This window comes from Bradyrhizobium sp. (assembly GCF_016462955.1).
Taxonomy (GTDB): Bacteria; Pseudomonadota; Alphaproteobacteria; order Rhizobiales; family Xanthobacteraceae; genus Bradyrhizobium.
The window spans coordinates 1-394 of record NZ_JAEMSD010000117.1 but is presented as its reverse complement, the minus strand read 5'-3'; the positions used below and the strand labels follow the sequence as shown (position 1 = coordinate 394).

Here is a 394-nt window from a genome sequence, read left to right as displayed (position 1 = left end):
GCTCGTGGTCCTGGCGAGCGATTGCGCGTTCGCCGAGCGGCGCGTGGCGCTGGTGGTCGGCAACTCGCTCTATCAATCGGTGCCGCAACTGCCCAATCCGTCGCGCGATGCCAATTCGGTCGCAAAGATGTTCCGCGATGCCGGCTTCGATACTGTCGAGACGCTGAACAATGTCGGCAACCTCGAATTCAAGCGCGCCATCCGCAAGTTCGAGACCACGGCGGACCAGGCCGACATCGCGGTTGTTTATTATGCCGGGCACGGGCTTGAGATCGCCGGCACCAATTATCTCATTCCGGTCGATGCACGGCTGGCTTCCGACCGCGACGCCGACGACGAGGCGATCCATCTGGAGCGGCTCGTTTCCTCGGCGGATGGCGCCAAGCGGCTGCGT

1 protein-coding gene is annotated in these 394 nt (G+C 63.5%); it reads left to right on the top strand.

The window, feature by feature from the left end:
• Positions 1–394 (top strand): caspase family protein (locus JHD07_RS14685; protein WP_291623329.1); only part of this gene is annotated, 394 nt, incomplete at both ends.